The organism is Duganella vulcania (assembly GCF_009857655.1).
Classification (GTDB): domain Bacteria; phylum Pseudomonadota; class Gammaproteobacteria; order Burkholderiales; family Burkholderiaceae_D; genus Rugamonas; species Rugamonas vulcania.
On the sequence record NZ_WWCX01000081.1, the window covers coordinates 1 to 15,300 of the forward strand.

Below are 15,300 nucleotides of genomic sequence, written 5' to 3' on the forward strand. Positions count from 1 at the left end.
TCCAGCGCTCCCACATCTGCGCCTTCTGGCATTCCGTGTAGTGGATTCGAGGTTTCTGTTTCATCGTCAACACTCCTCATGCTTGCGCATTTAGCTTAGAGTGTTGCGACCACCGATTGAATCCGCAGGCGAAAGCGGACTCTTCCTTTTCATACGAGTAAGTTAAGTTCCCGCTTTAAATATGATGGTTTACTTTGTCAGTATAGGTTTGTGATTTACCAGTTTGTAAGTCGTTCCGTCGTAAACATCGCTGGTCAGTTGACCGTCTTTTTTTCTTACGCGTACGTTGAAAAGACGCGGCCCTGTTTCTGGAAGACCACCACATTTTCGCGTATGACGCTCGCGTACTACGATCTCGAAGTACAACGGTTGATCAATCACATCGATTGATCCGCATTCATCTTGCAGCGTGGTCAAATGATATTTTTGTATCGCGGCTATTGCTAGCTTGCTTGCCTCATCCTTGGTCCTTATTTGGCCCGAGTGTGCCGATGACGATACGAAAAGCAATGCCACTGCCAGGTAGTGGAGTATTTTCATGGGCTCACCTAATTTCTACTTTTTAGCAACGGTGCGATGTGCACGCGGATGATGGATTTTAACTTCGCTGCATATTGCGGATCAGAGGCATAACCTCGTCTGGCGATAGCTTCGGCGAATTCTGCCGGGTCGGTACGATGGGCTAGAGCAGTGGGGTATTTTCGTTGTATCAATGAAGCATAATCTGCTGCGGCCTCCGCGTAGTTGGCGTAAGCGCGGAATTCATCGACCTCACTGATCCGTTTTCCGGATAACGTGACTTCATGCGTGGCGAAGGTCGTTGAGTGCCCGGTTGTCGATTTGCCTTTTATTCCAAAGTAAGCATTCTCCTTGACTGATCGGCCCCAGTTACTTTCTAGAGCGGATTGTGCAAGTATCACCTCGGTTGGGATGCCTGTACGTGCCGAGATGATTCTTGCATCGCGGATATGCAGGCCGATGAAATGGGCAACGTGAGCGGGCTGATGCTTGCTCCGATGCTTGTGTGCATGCGTGTGCGCTAGCGCGTGTGCGTGTTTTGACATAGCGATCTCCGATCCGGTTGAAATGACCGGATTTAGCATCGCATTGATTTAAGCGGTTATCCTTGAATTCGATCAGTAGCTGGCTTCATGCAGGTTACTTCGCCACCAGCGTAAAGCGCAGCTCCATCTGATCCTGCACCGCCAGCGCGCCGGCCATCACGGAAAACGGAGTGATGCCGAAATCACTTTGTTTCAGGTTGACGCTGCCGGTGACGGTCATCACCCCTTCGGCTTCGCGGATCTCCACAGGAATGGCCAGGGTGCGCGTAACTCCGTGCAGCGCGATTGCCACCTGCAGCGGCTGGCCTGCCGCCCCGCGTTCGGCGTGCACCTTCACCACCGGATAGTGTTCCGCATCGAGCACCTTGGTCAGCATGTTGTTGCGGGTGCCTTCGATGGCGTCGGCGGAAGGTTGCTTGTCCAGGCCGGCGGCGATGCGCAGCTCGGGTTCATCGACGGTGAGCTGGTCCAGGCGGAACTGGAAATCGGCCCGGTTCTCGGCCGGCGTGACGGTCCCGCTGATATGGCGGCTGGCGACCACATGGTCATGGCCCAGCCGCGCCAGCAGTCCGCCGCGCCGCACCGTGACGGCGATCAGCGATAGTCCGCTGTCGATGTTCAGCACGACGGCGGCCGGCGTGGCCGGGCGGGGCGGGTGGGCAACGGAGGCGGCCGGCATCGCGGGCGCCGGAGTATGGGCGGATGCGGCGGAGGGCGTCTCCGGCGCGGGGCCGGGCAGCTGCGTACACGCGGCCACGCAGGCGCACAATACGCCCACTTTCAAATATGTTTGGAATTTTCTCATCGCTGCGCCGGTAGTCATTTGGCCGTCATAATGCCCGATTATGATGCGTCTCGCTGGTTCCAGCGTGCTCCAGTTGGTCGCCGCGCCCAAGCCGGTGCGGGATTTCACAAAGCATGACTCAGCAGGCTCGCCGGTGGCCTGAAACACCGGCACCATCACCCTTAAGCCTCCCCTTAATGAATCCCTAAGCCTATGCCAGCCGATCGCTGGCAAAGTGACACCTGTAGCGCGCGGTTCAGCCTCGCGCCCGGTTGCCGGACTCCATCAAGCCCGGCACAAATTTCGTCCAGGCGGCACGATCGCCGCCGGACACACGGCCATCCCCACGCTTTCGAGCGTTTTCGTAACCAGCATCATCTCGCGATGACGCTGGTTTTTTTTTGCCCGATCAACCGTGCTTGGCGAGCCAGGCGTCGATTTCCGGCAGGCGGGTGGTGCGCAGCTTCACGCGGTACTGAATCGAGGCGATCGCGGTCCGGGTGTCGCCTTGCGCTTCTGCCGGCAGGTACTGCTTGGCGTAGGCGCGCAGCTTGTCGATCATGGCCGGATCGGCCGAGCGGCCACCCAGGCCAGGGAAGTAGCGGCTGCGCGAGGTGGCGTCGATTTTCTTCTCCAGCTGTCCATGGTGGCCGACGGCGAAGTCGTAGGCCATGTCCGGGTGATGGCCGGCCACGTGGTTCAGGATGGACGCGCCTTCGGTGGCACCGCCTTCGTCGGTCAGCGCCAGTTCCAGCGCGCGCCGTGCGAGCGCCTTGTCCTTGACGGTGGCCAGCAGGTCATACAGCTCGCTCTTGATCATGGTCGATTTCTCTTCGCGGGCGGCTGCGTGCAGCTGGTCCCAGGTCGCGGCATCGGCATTGGAGGCGATCACGCCCAGGATAGGGCGGCGCAGCGCCGCAGGCATCGCGTCCTTGTCGGTGGCCGAGGCGGCATAACGGCGGCGCGCTTCCGCCACCACGCCTTCGTCGCCGACGGCGCCCAGCACGTTGATCAGCGTTTCGCGCAGGTTGGCCACCGGCGCCGCTTCATCCGCGGCCTTGGTCCAGCCGAAGCGCGCCAGCACCGGCGCCAGGCGCTTGCGCGCGTAGCGGTCCAACGCCGCCTGTTGTTCTGGCTTGCCTTCGTAGCTCTGGTGCAGGGCGGCCAGCGAACCGGCGATCTGCTCCCACACCTGCGGCGCTGCATCCAGCGGCGCCTTGCTGGCCAGGTCGAGGAAGCTGGAAGCCGGCATCAGGCCCGCCATGCCCAGCGACCAGCTGTCCGACAGCAGGCCCAGTTGATCGATGGCCGGCAGGCCGGCGAAGCTGTCGGTCAGCGCGGCAAACGCCTTCGGCGCGTACAGCGTGCGGTAGTAGCCGCTTTGGCCCGCGTTGACCAGCACCGTGCCGCAACCCGGCAGCGTCATGCTGCCCTTGCCGTTGACGAGGGCGCGCACCGGCGCGCCGCCCACGGTCTGGGCGATCACCGGCACGCGCCAGCTCAGAGGCTTCTTGTCGGTCCGGTCTTTGCTGAACTCACCCTGCGTCAGCGCGATGGTGGTCTGGCCGTTTTTGCAGACGGCATCGGCCACGCGTATCATCGGCACGCCCGGTTGCAGCGTGAAGTCGTGCGCGATCGCGGTGATCGGCTTGTGCGCTGCTTTTTCCACTTCGCGCCACAGGTCGTCGGACACCGTGTTGCCATATGCGTGTTTGGCCATGTAGCTGCGCACGCCCGCGCGCCAGGCGTCATCGCCGACATAGTTCTCCAGCATGCGGATCACCGACTCGCCCTTTTGATAGGTGATGCTGTCGAAGGCCTGGCTGGCCTGTTCCACGGTGCTGATGTGCTGCACGACCGGATGGGTGGTGGCCAGCGCGTCGCGCCCCATGGCCTGTTCGCGCGTGCCGACGGCGCGCAGTTCCCAGTTCCATTCGGGGTGCAGGCGGGTGGTGGTGCGCGATTCCATCCACGAGGCGAAGCCTTCGTTCAGCCACAGGTCGTCCCACCAGCCCATCGTGACCAGGTCGCCGAACCATTGGTGCGCCATTTCGTGCGCGGCCACCAGGAAGGAGGTCTCCTTGTCCGACTGCGTGGCGACGCGTGGATCGAGCAGGATCGCGGCTTCAAAGGTGAAGATCGCGCCCCAGTTTTCCATCGCGCTGAAGAACTGGCTGCGGCCCGGCGCGGCGATGTTGTCCAGCTTTGGCAGTGGGTACTTGACGCCGAAGTAGTCGTTGTATTCCTTCAGCACGGCGACCGACGAGTCGAGCGCGAACTGGGCCTGGCCCAGCGAGCCTTTCTGCGTGACGACGCCCAATTCGGTGCCGCCTTCGACCGCGCTGGCGCGTTCAAATTCGCCCAGGCCGAAGAACAGCAGGTAGGTCGACATCTTCGGCGAGGTGGCGAAGCGCACCAGTTCGCGGCCATCGGCCAGCTTGGTGGTGGAGGCCACCGGCATGTTCGACACGGCCATCTGGCCGGCAGGTACGGTCGCCTCCAGCGTGAAGGTGGCCTTGTAGAACGGCTCGTCCCACGACGGGATCATGCGGCGCGCTTCGGAGTTCTCAAACTGGGTGTACAGGGCGCGCTTCTTTTCGCCGCCGTTCTGATAGTCCAGCGAGAAGATGCCGGCCGCCTGGGTGCCGATCACGCCGGTGTAGTCCAGCTTGAGCTGGTAGCTGCCCGCCGCCAGCGGCTGGGCGAATTCGAAGGTGGCGGTTTGCTTGTCGTTGTCGACGTTGATCTTGCTGGCTGCCAGCGCAGGCTTGCCCGGCCCCGCGCTGATCGCGGCGGCGCTGAATTTCAGGTCGGCGGCGTTAAGGGTGATGCTGTTGCTGGCCTGTTTGATGTCCAACGCGATGACGACACTGGCGCTGAAGCTGCTGTTGGCGGCGTCCGGCACCAGCGACACCGCGTAGTGCGTGGGCACGGCGTTGCGGGGAAGCTGGGTGGTGACCTTGGCGGCCTTGGCGGCCGGCGCGGCGGCCACGGTCAGTGGGGCGAGGCCGGTGGAGAGGCCGAGCAGCGCCATCACGGCGAGCGATATCAAACTGCGTTGCATGCAATGTCCTTCAGTAGGGTGGGCCGATAGGCATACGATATAAACCGTTATTGGCTTCGTGGGCCAACGAGCAATCTACGGCTATCTGATCACAATGTCAATCTTGGTGGCCGTGGTTCAAGCTATGATGCCGGTATGACCATCCTATGAAAGGAGCTACCATGAAGTTCTATACTTCGCCGCGCACACCCAATCCGCGCCGGGTCGCCATGTTCATGGCCGAGAAGGGACTGGCCGATATCGAGCAGGTGTCGATCGACCTGCTCGGCGGCGCGCACCGCAGCGCCGCATATCTGGCAAAGAATCCGTTTGGCCGCGTGCCGGCGCTGGAGCTGGACGATGGCCGGATCCTGTGCGAAACGCGCGCCATCTGCACCTGGCTGGAGGGCTATGCGCCGGAGCCCAACCTGATGGGCGACGGCTTCGACGAGCGCGCCTTCATCGAGATGACGGATCGCCGCGTCGAGCTGCATCTGTTCATGGGGATCGCCAACTGCATACGCCATACGCATCCTGGCCTGGCGATATTGGAGCAGCCGCAGTTCGCTGATTTCGGCGCCTCGCAAGGCGAGAAGATGCGCGACACGGCGCGCTGGCTGGATGGCGTGCTGGCAGGCCAGCCGTTCGTGGCGGGGCAGCGCTTCACCATCGCCGACATCACGGCCTTCTGCGCGCTGGAGTTTGCGCGCGGGCTGATGAAGTTCCGGCCGGGCGCGGAGGGCATGGAGCACTTGCAGGCCTGGCGCGACCGGGTGGCGGAACGGCCGAGCGCTTCGGCCGTGTATTAGTGAACTGTAACGCTCAGGCCACGCGCTTGTACCAGGGCTGTTGCGGGAACAAGGGTCTGTAGCGGGCGGCCAGCGGATCGCCCGCTTCCAGCGGACGGTCCAGCGCCAGCACGCCGGTCGGCGCCAGGCTGTCGTCGAACAGTCGCAGCACGCGCTGGCGCAGCGCCGGACCGAAGTCGGGCAGGGTGCGCCGCCCCAGTATCATCTGGAACTCGTTGAACGAGGCGTCCGTGACCAGGTTGTATTGCGCCCACGTGATGCGGTTGCGCAGCTGCGGCCGCAGGGCCGCATGCAGGCCGTCGCCGCTGACTTCGAAATAGTCGAGCAGCTTGCCCGTGCCGCCGCTGCGCACATAGTTGGCCTGCAGCTCGCCCAGGCGCGCCATCGGCAGGCTTGCGGCCTGCGCTTCGGCCAGCAGGGCGTCGCTGGAGACGGTGGCGTAGATTTCGGTGCGCGCGCCCAGCTGTTCCTGTTCCAGCAGGATGGCCAGCGTCCACGCCTGCTGGGCGCCGGCGCAGTCGGCCAGCCACACGCGCGGCAGTGCGGCGCCGTGCAGGCACACGCCCAGCGACATGCGCAGCAGCGACGCTTCGGCGGCGTCGTCAAACATCAACGCCGGTTCCACCGAAAGCTCCCGCAACAGCACATTCCACGCGTGCGGCTCATGCAGCACGCGGGCCTGCAGCGCCGAGATGGTGGACAGGGACAGCTGCGCCATCGCCGCCTGTACGCGGCGCGTGACCACGTCGCGCTGGTAGCCGCGATAGTCGTAGCCGTAGACCTGGAACGCGGCCTCCAGCAGCAGCTCCAGTTCCAGCTCCTCCACCGTGGACGGGGAGTGCCGGCGCTGGCCGCCGGCATGGACCTCGCCGGGCGCCGAAGCCGTGGGAGCCGTGGACCGCTGCGGATCGCTGGCCGTCCCGCCGGTGTCGGCGGGACGCAGCGCTGCGCGCAGCGACGCCATTAAGGAGTTCACGACGCTCATCAGTGCAGCCACACCCGCATCAGCGACAGCAACTGCGCCACGTCCACCGGCTTGGTGATGTAGTCCGACGCGCCGGCGGCGATACACTTGTCGCGGTCACCCTTCATCGCCTTCGCCGTCAGCGTGATGATCGGCAGCGATTTGAATTTGGGGATGCGGCGGATGGCGCGCATGGTGTCGTAGCCGTCCATCTCCGGCATCATGATGTCCATCAGGACGATCTCGATGGTCGGGTCTTTTTCCAGCACCTCGATACCGTCGCGGCCATTTTCGGCGAACGACACCTGCATCTGCTGGCGCTCCAGCAGCGACGACAGCGCGAAGATGTTGCGCAAGTCATCATCGACGATCAGCACCTTGCGGCCGGCCAGGCCGCCGTCGGCCGCGTGGATCTCCTCCAGCATGCGGCGCTGCGCCTCCGGCAGGCTTGCCTGCGAACGGTGCAGGAACAGCGCGGTTTCATCCAGCAGGCGCTCCGGCGAACGGGCGTCCTTGATGACGATGGTCTTGGCGTAGCGTTTCAGCTTTGCCACCTCCTTGCGGTTCAACTCCTTGGCGGTGTTGATCACGATGGGCAGGTCGCGCAGCGATTCGTCCTTGCCGATGATGTCGAGCAGGTCGAAGCCGCTGATGTCGGGCAGCGTCAGGTCCAGCACCATGCAGTCGAAGTGCGCCTCGCGCAGCGCGTCCAGCGCGGCCTGGCCGGTATCGACGGCGACGATGTGCAGGTCGGCGTCGCCGATCAGGGCGACGATGGCGTCGCGCTGCATTTGTTCGTCGTCCACCACCAGCAGGCTGCGCTTACCGCCCAGCAGGAATTTCTGGATGCGCGTGAACTCCTCCTGCAGGGCGGCCTTGCTGACCGGCTTGTTGAGGTAGGAGATCGCGCCCAGGCGCAGCGCCCGTTCGCGCTCGCGCAGGCTGGACATCACATGCACAGGAATGTGGCGCGTGCTCGGGTCGCGTTTCAGGCGGTCCAGCACCGTGAAGCCGTCGATGTCCGGCAGGTCCAGGTCGAGCAGGATGGCGGACGGCAGGTAGTCGCGCGCCAGGCTCAGTGCCGAATCGCCCTGCATCGTCACGATGCCCTTGAAGTTCTTCTCGCGCGCGAAATCGAGCACGATCTTGGAGAAGCGCTCGTCGTCCTCGATGATCAGCACCGACGGATCGCCCGGCGCCACCAGGCCGCGGTCGTCGCTGCTGCTGTATTCCTCCATGTCGGCGTCGATGTCGGTGATGGCGTTGCCGTTGTCGTGCTCCGGCATCGACAGTTCGCTGTAGTGCGGCGGCGTGTACACCACTTGCGGGGCCGGTGTCGGCAGGCGCACCTGCGGCTGGCGGCCCATGTCGTAGTTGATGAAGCCCGCGCGGTTATACGGCAGGAACAGCGTGAAGGTGGAGCCGTTGCCGACAGCCGATTCGACGCGGATCTCGCCGCCCAGCAGGCGCGCCAGCTCGCGCGAGATCGACAGGCCCAGGCCAGTGCCGCCGTATTTGCGGGCGGTGGAGCCGTCGGCCTGCTGGAACGCTTCGAAGATCAGCTGCAGCTTGTCGGCGGCGATGCCGACGCCGGTGTCGCTGACGGCGAAGGCCAGCACCGCGTCCGCGTGCAGAAGGTTGGGGTGGTCGCTGGAGAAGCCGCTGTTCACCAGGCTGATATTGAGCGACACCTGGCCGTGCGTGGTGAACTTGAACGCGTTCGACAGCAGGTTTTTCAACACCTGCTGCAGGCGCGTGGTGTCGGTCATCATCGCGGTCGGCAGGTTGTCCTTCAGCTCCACGGAGAAGCCCAGGTGCTTGGCCTCGGCCATGTGGCGGAAGGTGCGGTCGACGTAGTTGCGCAGGTTCTGGAAGCGGTACTCGGAGACGTCCAGCGTCACCGTACCGGATTCGATCTTCGACAAGTCCAGAATGTCGTTGATCAGCGTAAGCAGGTCGGAGCCGGAGCCGTGGATGGTCTTGGCGAATTCCACCTGTTTGCCGGACAGGTTGCCGTCCGGGTTGTCGCCCAGCTGCTGCGCCAGGATCAGCAGCGAATTCAAAGGCGTGCGCAGTTCGTGCGACATATTCGCCAGGAACTCGGACTTGTACTTGGAGGACAGCGCCAGCTGGGTGGCCTTTTCCTCCAGCGCCAGCTTGGCCTGTTCCACCTCGCGGTTCTTGCGTTCCACCTCGATGTTCTGCTCGGACAGCAGGCGGGCTTTTTCGGCCAGCTCCTGGTTGGTCTGCTGCAGTTCCTGCGCCAGCGATTGCGACTGCGTCAGCAGCGATTCGGTACGGCTGTTCGCCTCGATGGTGTTCAGCACCACGCCGATCGATTCCATCAGCTGGTCGAGGAAGGACAAGTGGGTTTCGGTGAAACGGTCCAGCGAGGCGATCTCGATCACCGCCTTCACCTGCTGCTCGAACAGGATAGGCAGCACCACGATGTTGGTCGGCGGCGCCGCGCCCAGGCCGGACGAGACGACGATGTAATCGCGCGGCACGTCGGTCAGCCAGATGCGGACCTTCTCCACCGCGCACTGGCCCACCAGGCCTTCACCCGGCAGGAAGGAGGTGGGCAGCTTGCGGCTGGAACGGTAGCCGTAGCTGGCGATCATGCGCAGGCGGGCGTCCGATTCCTGCGAGTCCATCATGTAGAACACGCCGTGGTGGGCCGACACCAGCGGCGCCAATTCGGACAGAATCAGCTTGGTCACGGCCTGCAAGTCGCGCTGGCCCTGCAGCAGTCGCGTGAAGCGCGCAAGGTTGGTCTTCAGCCAGTCCTGCTGCGCGTTCTTCAGCGTGGTGTCCTTCAGGTTTCGGATCATCTCGTTGATGTTGTCCTTCAGGTAGGACACCTCGCCGCGCGCCTCCACCTGGATGGAACGGGACAAGTCGCCGCGCGTCACGGCGGTCGCCACCTCGGCGATCGCGCGCACCTGGTTGGTCAGGTTCGCCGCCAACTGGTTGACGTTCTCGGTCAAGTCTTTCCACGTACCGGCCACACCGGACACGTTGGCCTGGCCGCCCAGCTTACCTTCGGTACCCACCTCACGCGCCACCCGCGTCACCTCCGATGCGAAGGAGGACAATTGGTCCACCATCACGTTGATGGTGTCCTTCAGTTCCAGGATCTCGCCCTTCACGTCCACCGTGATCTTTTTCGACAAGTCGCCGCGCGCCACGGCGGTGGTCACCGCCGCGATGTTACGCACCTGGCCCGTCAAGTTGGACGCCATGAAGTTCACGTTGTCGGTCAAGTCCTTCCAGGTGCCGCCGACGCCCGGCACATAGGCCTGGCCGCCCAGCTTGCCCTCGGTGCCCACCTCGCGCGCCACCCGCGTCACCTCGGATGCGAAGGAGGACAATTGGTCCACCATCACGTTGATGGTGTTTTTCAGTTCGAGAATCTCGCCCTTCACGTCCACCGTGATCTTCTTGGACAAGTCGCCGTTCGCCACGGCGGTGGTCACGTCCGCGATGTTACGCACCTGGCCCGTCAAGTTACCCGCCATCGAGTTCACGCCGTCGGTCAAGTCCTTCCAGGTACCGGCCACGCCGGGCACGTTGGCCTGGCCGCCCAGCTTACCCTCGGTACCCACCTCGCGCGCCACCCGCGTCACCTCGGATGCGAAGGAGTTCAATTGGTCCACCATCACGTTGATGGTGTTTTTCAGTTCCAGGATCTCGCCCTTCACGTCCACCGTGATCTTCTTGGACAAGTCGCCGTTCGCCACGGCGGTCGTCACGTCCGCGATGTTACGCACCTGGCCCGTCAAGTTACCCGCCATCGAGTTCACCGAGTCGGTCAAGTCCTTCCACGTGCCCGCCACGCCTTTCACCTGCGCCTGGCCGCCCAGCTTGCCCTCGGTACCCACCTCGCGCGCCACCCGCGTCACCTCGGATGCGAAGGAGGACAGTTGGTCCACCATCACGTTGATGGTGTTTTTCAGTTCGAGAATCTCGCCCTTCACGTCCACCGTGATCTTCTTGGACAAGTCGCCGTTCGCCACGGCGGTGGTCACCGCCGCGATGTTACGCACCTGGCCCGTCAAGTTGGACGCCATGAAGTTCACGTTGTCGGTCAAGTCCTTCCAGGTGCCGCCGACGCCCGGCACATATGCCTGGCCGCCCAGCTTACCCTCGGTACCCACCTCGCGCGCCACCCGCGTCACCTCCGACGCGAAGGAGCGCAGCTGGTCCACCATCACGTTGATGGTGTCCTTCAGCTGCAGGATCTCGCCGCGCACGTCCACCGTGATCTTCTTGGACAAGTCGCCATTCGCCACGGCGGTGGTCACCTCGGCGATGTTACGCACCTGGGACGTCAGATTACCCGCCATCGAGTTCACCGAGTCGGTCAAGTCCTTCCAGGTGCCGGCCACGCCTTTCACCTGCGCCTGGCCGCCCAGCTTACCCTCGGTGCCGACCTCCCGCGCCACCCGCGTCACCTCGGACGAGAACGACGACAGCTGTTCCACCATGGTGTTGGCCGTGGTGGCCGCCCGCAGGTACTGGCCCTTCAGCGGCACGCCGTCCACCTCCAGCGCCATGGTCTGCGACAGGTCTCCCTTCGCCACGGCGCCGATCACGCGCGCCATCTCGGTGGTCGGGCGTACCAGATCGTCGATCAGCGCATTGACCGCGCTGATGATGGAGGCCCAGCCGCCGGCCATGTTGGGCACCTGCGCGCGCTGCGTCAGGCGGCCTTCGCGTCCCACCACGCGGCTCACCTCCGTCACCACCGACACCATTTTTTCCTTGGTCTCGATGATCTCGTTGAGCGTGTCGGCGATCTTGCCCGCCATGCCGGTCCAGTCGGAGGGCATGCGTGCCGTGAAGTCGCCTTTTTTCAGCGCCATCAGGGTTGCCAGCAGTCGCTTGGCGTCTACCTGCTCGCCCATGTCGGTCATGTTGTTCATCGGCTTAATCCTCGTCGTTTAGGAGGGAATGGGTTTGGATGGCGGTGGCGTGCTGCCTGGCTTCCGCGTGTTCGATCAATGCCGCCGCGGTCAGTGGCGGGAAAAACAGTTCGCCCTGGCAGCTGTCGCAGCCCAGCGCGCGCAGCACGTCGAGCTGCGCGTCTTCGTCCACACCCATCGCCACGATCCGCATGGCGAGCGCGCGGGCCAGGTGGATGACGGCGGCGACGATGTCGGTGCCGCCTTCGTCGTTGCCGATGGCGTGGATGAAGCTGCGGTCTATCTTCAGCACATTGAGCTGCCAGCGTTTGCAGGCGGCCAGCGAGGAGCGCGCACTGCCGAAATCGTCCAGCGCGGCGCGCACGCCGCCGGCCTGCAATTGCAGCAGCAACTGGGTCAGCGGCTCGGCCGCGCCTTGCAGCTGCTTCTCGTTGAGCTCCACGCCGATGCTGCCCGGCGGCAGCCGATGCTTGCGGATCGCCGGCAGCAGCGTTTGCGGCAGGTCGGCGTTGATCTGCGGCGTGGCCAGGTTGATCCAGATGCACGGCACCGCGCCATCGGCGGCGACAGCCACCGGCTGCCATAACGCGGCCTGCGCGCAGGCCTGCGTGATGACCCAGGTGTCGACGCGGTCCAGCAGCCCGCGTTCCTGCACGAATGGCAGGAACTGTCCGGCCTCCAGCAAGCCCTTGCCAGCATGGCGCCAGTATAGCTGGGCCTCGGCGCCGACGGTGCGGCCGGTGGCGATATCGACCTGTGGTTGATAGCGCAGTTCCAACTGGCCGGCAGCCAGCGCCTTGCGCAGCTCCAGCGCCCATTGTTCGCGTTCGCGCTCGCGCACATTGAGCTCTTCGTGGAAGAACTGCACCGGCCCGGCGTTGTTTTGCTTGGCGTGGTACATGGCGGTGTCGGCGTTTTTCATCAGCGCCTGCGCGTTGGCGCCGTCCTGCGGATAGATGGCGATGCCGATGCTGGCCGCGGTCTTGAGGCGATTGCTGCCGATCTCGAAGGGAAGGGCGCAGGCCAGTTCGATCTTGCGCGCCACGCGCGCGGCGTTGGCCGCCGCAGCCCGGCCTTCGATCAACACCACGAATTCGTCGCCGCCCAGGCGCGCCACCACGTCCGCCACGCGCACCGCGGCCGTCAGCCGGGCCGCGACCTGGCGCAGTAGTTCGTCGCCGGCTTCGTGGCCATAGGTGTCGTTGATCTGCTTGAATTTATCCAGGTCGAGGAACAGCAGCGCGAAGCCGGCGCCGCTGCGGTCCGAGGTGGCCACGGCGTGCTCCAGCTGCTGGATCAGGGCGCGGCGGTTGACCAGGTTGGTCAGCGCGTCGCGGGTGGAGAGCTCGTGGGCGCGCGACTCGGCCTGCTTGCGGTCCTTGATTTCCTGTTCCAGTTCGGCGTTGATGCGCTCCAGGTCCTGCAGGCGCTGCACGCGCAGGTCCTGGTTCAGGCGCGCCAGTTGCTCGCTCTTCTTGCGCAGCAGGATATTCTTCTTTGTCATCTCGACGAACACCGCCACCTTCGCCTGCAGGATCTGCGGTATCACCGGCGTGAAGAGGTAGTCGGCCGCGCCTTTCTGGTAGGCCTTGAGGCGGTTGATTTCGTCCGCGTAGTGCGCGGTGATGAAGATGATCGGCACGCTGGCCGAGCGGGGATGGGAGTGGATCGCCTCGGCCGTCTCGAAGCCGTCCATGCCGGGCATGCTGACATCGAGCAGGATCACGGCGAATTCGTGCAGCAGCACCTGGCGCAGCGCCTCCTTGCCGGATCCCGCCGTCAATAGCTCATAGACATGCTGGTCGGCCGCCTCCGACAGCAAGCTTTCCAGCGCGTACAGGCTGGCCGGGTCGTCGTTGACGAGGAGGACTTTGGGAATAGGCACGGCTAGCTGAACGGTTGAGGTGTCGGGCAATCGCACTGTGTCTGTTAGGTAAAAGATACTCTTGTGTGTCCGGGAGTCAAGCAAAATCAGGCTCTGCCAAAGAATGGTGAAAGCCTCATTTTATCAATCTGACAATCGTCTTGCGAAATATTTTTTACCAGCAAAAATATTATCGCAACCCAATTTTCCCCAGCGCACGATTGCGGCCGCGCTGGCTGACCCAGACGGGTGCGCTCCACAGCATTTTGCCATCGTCCTGGGTCACCCTGGCGTAATAAAAGTGTTCGCCGACGGACGGCCGGATCACGCTCCGGGGCATGTTGGTGAGCGCCGCGACCGTCCCGTTGCGCCCTGGCACGCCCTGGAAGAGGGTGATGGCGGCAAGGGCGTGGCCGGTCTTGCTGGCGTAATCGGCCACCAGCGTCAATTTGCCGCTGTTGACGAAGCGTTCGCCCATCAGGTGGCCGTTGGCGGTGAGCACCAGTTGGGCATTCTTGTCCATCGTGGCAAATACGCGACGGGCGCGCAGCGCGTCCAGCAGTCCGGCGGCGTCAAGCGGCGCGCCGGGCGGCATCAGCACGCCCGTGCGATTGCTGTAGGCGCTGCCCCAGTTGGCGCAGTGGTTGTCCTGGTCGCTGCTGAAGGCGACGTGGTAGCCGGCCTCCAGCAGCTTGTTGCAGGCCGGCTCGAAATTGCTCAGATGGGTTTCGCCTTCGTCGCTGCGGGACGAGAAGGCGCTGCTGTTCATCACTTCGCACAGCAGCATGGCCTGGTCGCCGTCCGCGTTCCAGGCCAGCGGCTTGCCGCCGATGGCGAACTGGTCGTCTTGCGGATGGTTGAACTGGCCGAACCAGCCGCGCTCGCGCATCAGCCGGTAAAGGAAGGCGTAGTCGCTCTTGGGCGTTTCGGTGTCGGCGATCAGCTCGCCCTCGGCGTTGCGTTCCCAGCCCAGCAGTTCGCCGCTGTTGAAGATGTTCAGATGGCCGCCTTTGTTGATGACGCCCCATTCCTGGCCGTAGATGGCGAGGAATGCAGGATGGGCCTGGTTCCACGTGGCGGCCGCCTGCAGGCCGCTCTGGTACAAGGCCTTGGCGGCGGCCGGATCGGCCGCGCTGTTGGTGCCGTCCGAACCGTCGTACATGTGGTTGTGCTCGGATGTCATCAGGAAGTCCAGCCCGTGTTGCCGGGCGTAAGCGTAGGCGTCCAGCGGCCCCAGCGCCGTGCTTTGCGGCGGCTGCGCGCCGGTGCAGTGGTCCAGCGCGCCGCCGCCGTCGCTGTGGCTGGTCTGGCTGTGCAGGTTGCCCAGGTAGACGGCGTAGGGCAGGGCGTCGCCGGCCGGCGGCGTCAGCGGCAATGCCAATGGCGCCGCGCCCACCGCCACGTTCCAGCTTTGCTCGATCGTGTGGCCGTCGCCGGCGCTGGCGCGCAAGCGCAGGCTGTAGACGCCCGCGCGCAGCGTCGGCGGCGTGCGCCAGCGTAGCGTCACGGGGCCGGCGGATTCGTCCGGTTGTCGCGTGCCACGCCAGTTGCGCAGCGCGCGGCCGTCCGGCGACAGCAGGGTGAGGCGCCAGCGCAGCGTGCCGCCGGCTTGCGGGTCAGGCGCGGAAAAATGCAGCGTCAGCGTGCGCCCTCCGAGCGCGTCGGCGCGGAAAGGCGCCTCCAGCCAGGCGTTGAATTCATGGTGGTCGCCAGTCGTCGCATGACTGGCCGCCGGAATGCAAAGGATACTTGCGAATAAAATCGCTGAGATGGATGGCGCGCGCATGGTGAGTCTCCCGCAACACCGGCAGATTGCCGGCCTCATCTTTTAGAGCGCGCCTTATCGC

Annotated in this window: 9 protein-coding genes; 1 reads left to right on the forward strand and 8 read right to left on the reverse strand. The window is 64.2% G+C overall.

Annotation, left to right across the window (positions count from 1 at the left end; genetic code table 11):
- Positions 1-189: 189 nt before the first annotated feature.
- The 4 genes from GTP90_RS27645 to GTP90_RS27660 form a co-directional block, all read right to left on the reverse strand.
- Complete coding sequence (locus GTP90_RS27645) at positions 190-540, reverse strand: hypothetical protein (protein ID WP_161086522.1); 351 nt, start codon at positions 538-540, stop codon at positions 190-192.
- Positions 541-548: 8 nt separating this feature from the next.
- Positions 549-1,064 (reverse strand): glycoside hydrolase family 73 protein, encoded by a 516-nt coding sequence (locus GTP90_RS27650; protein WP_161086523.1) that lies wholly within the window; start codon positions 1,062-1,064, stop codon positions 549-551.
- A gap of 94 nt (positions 1,065-1,158) precedes the next feature.
- A complete protein-coding gene (locus GTP90_RS27655; protein WP_161086524.1) occupies positions 1,159-1,869 on the reverse strand; it encodes a YceI family protein in 711 nt (236 codons plus the stop codon).
- A gap of 388 nt (positions 1,870-2,257) precedes the next feature.
- A complete protein-coding gene (locus GTP90_RS27660; RefSeq protein WP_161086525.1) occupies positions 2,258-4,912 on the reverse strand; it encodes a M1 family metallopeptidase in 2,655 nt (884 codons plus the stop codon).
- 161 nt (positions 4,913-5,073) lie between these two features.
- Here GTP90_RS27660 and GTP90_RS27665 point away from each other — a divergent pair, with 161 nt between their 5' ends.
- Positions 5,074-5,700 carry a glutathione S-transferase family protein gene (locus GTP90_RS27665; RefSeq protein WP_161086526.1) on the forward strand — a complete coding sequence of 209 codons (627 nt, stop codon included), beginning with the start codon at positions 5,074-5,076 and terminating at the stop codon, positions 5,698-5,700.
- A gap of 13 nt (positions 5,701-5,713) precedes the next feature.
- Here GTP90_RS27665 and GTP90_RS27670 read toward each other — a convergent pair whose 3' ends face one another.
- The 4 genes from GTP90_RS27670 to GTP90_RS27685 all read right to left on the reverse strand — a co-directional run bounded on the left by GTP90_RS27670 (position 5,714) and on the right by GTP90_RS27685 (position 15,239).
- Complete coding sequence (locus tag GTP90_RS27670; RefSeq protein ID WP_161086527.1) at positions 5,714-6,685, reverse strand: CheR family methyltransferase; 972 nt, start codon at positions 6,683-6,685, stop codon at positions 5,714-5,716.
- Positions 6,685-11,589 (reverse strand): HAMP domain-containing protein, encoded by a 4,905-nt coding sequence (locus GTP90_RS27675; protein ID WP_161086528.1) that lies wholly within the window; start codon positions 11,587-11,589, stop codon positions 6,685-6,687. Before GTP90_RS27675 ends, GTP90_RS27670 begins: the two co-directional genes overlap by 1 nt.
- A 4-nt stretch (positions 11,590-11,593) precedes the next feature.
- Positions 11,594-13,474 (reverse strand): putative bifunctional diguanylate cyclase/phosphodiesterase, encoded by a 1,881-nt coding sequence (locus GTP90_RS27680; protein WP_161086529.1) that lies wholly within the window; start codon positions 13,472-13,474, stop codon positions 11,594-11,596.
- A 169-nt stretch (positions 13,475-13,643) separates the two neighbouring features.
- Positions 13,644-15,239, reverse strand: a complete 1,596-nt coding sequence (locus tag GTP90_RS27685) for a CehA/McbA family metallohydrolase (RefSeq protein WP_161086530.1) — start codon at positions 15,237-15,239, stop codon at positions 13,644-13,646.
- Between the last annotated feature and the right edge of the window lie 61 nt (positions 15,240-15,300).

What these genes read in the sequence shown, in the direction of transcription:
- GTP90_RS27645 (WP_161086522.1), bottom strand. Translation starts at nt 540, where the DNA reads ATGAAAATACTCCACTACCTGGCAGTGGCATTGCTTTTCGTATCGTCA.
- GTP90_RS27650 (WP_161086523.1), bottom strand. Translation starts at nt 1,064, where the DNA reads ATGTCAAAACACGCACACGCGCTAGCGCACACGCATGCACACAAGCAT.
- GTP90_RS27655 (WP_161086524.1), bottom strand. Translation starts at nt 1,869, where the DNA reads ATGAGAAAATTCCAAACATATTTGAAAGTGGGCGTATTGTGCGCCTGC.
- GTP90_RS27660 (WP_161086525.1), bottom strand. Translation starts at nt 4,912, where the DNA reads ATGCAACGCAGTTTGATATCGCTCGCCGTGATGGCGCTGCTCGGCCTC.
- GTP90_RS27665 (WP_161086526.1), top strand. Translation starts at nt 5,074, where the DNA reads ATGAAGTTCTATACTTCGCCGCGCACACCCAATCCGCGCCGGGTCGCC.
- GTP90_RS27670 (WP_161086527.1), bottom strand. Translation starts at nt 6,685, where the DNA reads ATGAGCGTCGTGAACTCCTTAATGGCGTCGCTGCGCGCAGCGCTGCGT.
- GTP90_RS27675 (WP_161086528.1), bottom strand. Translation starts at nt 11,589, where the DNA reads ATGAACAACATGACCGACATGGGCGAGCAGGTAGACGCCAAGCGACTG.
- GTP90_RS27685 (WP_161086530.1), bottom strand. Translation starts at nt 15,239, where the DNA reads ATGCGCGCGCCATCCATCTCAGCGATTTTATTCGCAAGTATCCTTTGC.